We start from the raw sequence: 2,041 nt of genomic DNA on the forward strand, positions 1-2,041 counted from the left end.
TGCGCCTCGGCCGGGATCACCTTGTCGTCGGGGCCGATGCGGGGGGGCTCGTTCGTGGGCACGCCCAGCATGCCGGGGATAGAGGGGCCGTATAGGTCGGCGTCCACGATGCCGACCGACAGCCCGCGCTCGGCGAGCGCCAGCGCGAGATTGGTCGTCACGGTGGATTTCCCCACCCCGCCCTTGCCGCTCGCCACGGCGAGGATGCGGCCGATTCCGGGCAGGCTTTCGGACCCGCCGGAGGATTGCGGGGTCAGGTTCGGCGGCGTGTCGGTCACGGGGTTTCCTTCTGTTCCTCGGGCAGCCGCAGGGCGGGGTCGTCGCCTGCGGCGAAACTGGCGCAGAGCTGGCCGATCTCCTCGGGCGTAAGCTCTGCCGAGACGCAGGCGCAGTGGCCACCGCCGTCGCGGGCGCTGAAATGGCGACAGTCGCCGCAGGTGCCGAAGGCGTTGGCCCCCCGCGCCGTCGCGAGATCGATGGCCAGCGCCGGGAGCGCACGCCCGAGCGCCCTCCGCTCTTCGGCGCCAAGCCGGCCGATCGACTCGGCCAGATGGCGCAGAGGGTCGCGGTCGAGCATCTGCTGTCCGGCCTCGGTCAGTTCGAAGCGCACGCTGCGGCGATCCTCGTCCGAGCGTCTGCGTACGAGATAACCCTTCGTCTCGAGCGATTTCACCGTCTGCGACGCGGTGCCGCGCGTGGTGGCGTGAAAGCTCGCGAAGGCCGATGGCGTGCGCGACGCGCGATTGGCGCGCGCGAAGAAGCGCAGCGCAGTCCATTGTGCGGGCGTCAGAGATGCGCCGCCGTCCTCGCCCCGCGCCGCGCGGCCGAGGTGGACAAGGAACTCCGCCAGTTCTTCAGGGGGCAGATCGTCACTCATGCCGAAATGATAGCGTTTCGAAACCATCTTGACAAGGTCGGGGTGACGCGGGATAGTTTTGATACGCTACTAGTTCAGAGATCCGGTCCACGATGAACAAGCCCTTCACGCCGCCCCGCGCCGACCGCAAGCTCGCGCGCCCTGCGGAGTTCCTCGACGCCGAAACCGAACTCGAACTCGCGCGTGCCTGGCGCGAGCGCGGGGACACCGCGGCGCGCAACCGGCTCGTGACCGCGCATCGCGCGCTGGCGCTCGCGGCGGCGCGCCGCGCCGCCGGACCTGGCCGCATGCCGGACGACGATGTGATTCAGCAGGCCAACATCGGTCTGCTCAAGGCGGCCGAGCGATTCGATCCCGACAAGGGCTTCCGCTTTTCCACCTATGCCGCATGGTGGATCCGCGCCGAGATCCAGGACTACAGGATGCGCAGCTGGTCGCTGGTCCGGCTCGGCAACTCGCCGGCACTGAGGCGGCTGTTCTTCAACCTGCGGCGGGTCGAGTCGCGGCTGCGGATGACGGGCGAGGTGGCCGAGGTCGAACTCGACGCCGCCATCGCCGCCGAACTCGGCGTGGACGAGCAGCAGGTCGCCGCGATGCGCCAGCGCCTGGCGGCGCGCGACGGTTCCCTCAATCGCCCCGCCATGGGAGAGGAGGGCAGCGAGATCCAGGAGCTGCTTGAGGACCCGGACGCCGATACGGAGACGCGGGTCGGCGAGAGCCTCGACCGCCGCGCCTTCTGGAAGAGTGTGGCTTCGCACATGCAGAGCCTGCCCGAGCGCGAGCGCGAGATCGTCATCGCCTCCTTCGTGCAGGAGCCGCCCAAGACCCTCGCGGAGCTGGGCGAGACCTACGGCATCTCGCGCGAACGCGTCCGACAGCTGCGCGAGCGGGGGCTGGAGCGGCTGCGCAAGGCCTTCTCGACCGAGGCCGCGGCGTTCCAGTCCTGAAGCGGACCGGCTCCCGCGCCCGCCGTCGCGTCAGCGGCGAGATTTTTGTCGCTTCGATGACAGAAAGGGCTTGCGACTCGCCGGCCCAGTCCGTAGATAGCGCTTCACCGGCGGGGACGAGGCGATCGGCGCCGCGGGATCAGGAGGCAGGCAGCCGGCAGCGCGCCGCAAGATGTAGGGCGCACTGGCGGATGTTGTCTCCGCGCTCTTTGACATT

At 69.7% G+C, this 2,041-nt stretch carries 3 protein-coding genes; 1 reads left to right on the forward strand and 2 read right to left on the reverse strand.

Annotated elements, in window-relative coordinates; translation table 11 throughout:
* Positions 1–278, reverse strand: a 278-nt coding sequence (locus DRV85_RS09475) for a P-loop NTPase (RefSeq protein WP_233495458.1), incomplete at its 3' end; no start/stop codon positions are given.
* On the reverse strand, positions 275–877 hold the full coding sequence (locus DRV85_RS09480) for a MarR family winged helix-turn-helix transcriptional regulator (protein ID WP_113289227.1): 603 nt from the start codon (positions 875–877) through the stop codon (positions 275–277). The genes DRV85_RS09480 and DRV85_RS09475, both read right to left, overlap by 4 nt.
* 92 nt (positions 878–969) lie before the next feature.
* Between DRV85_RS09480 and DRV85_RS09485 the strand changes: the two genes are divergently transcribed.
* Positions 970–1,824: a sigma-70 family RNA polymerase sigma factor gene (locus DRV85_RS09485; RefSeq protein WP_113289226.1), complete on the forward strand. Its 855-nt coding sequence runs from the start codon at positions 970–972 to the stop codon at positions 1,822–1,824.
* Positions 1,825–2,041: the final 217 nt, after the last annotated feature.

Origin of the sequence: Rhodosalinus halophilus (assembly GCF_003298775.1) — a bacterium.
In the GTDB taxonomy this organism is placed as follows: Bacteria; Pseudomonadota; Alphaproteobacteria; order Rhodobacterales; family Rhodobacteraceae; genus Rhodosalinus; species Rhodosalinus halophilus.

Bases quoted from the DNA above. Each gene is read 5' to 3' on its own strand.
- DRV85_RS09480 (WP_113289227.1), bottom strand. From the start codon at position 877: ATGAGTGACGATCTGCCCCCTGAAGAACTGGCGGAGTTCCTTGTCCAC.
- DRV85_RS09485 (WP_113289226.1), top strand. From the start codon at position 970: ATGAACAAGCCCTTCACGCCGCCCCGCGCCGACCGCAAGCTCGCGCGC.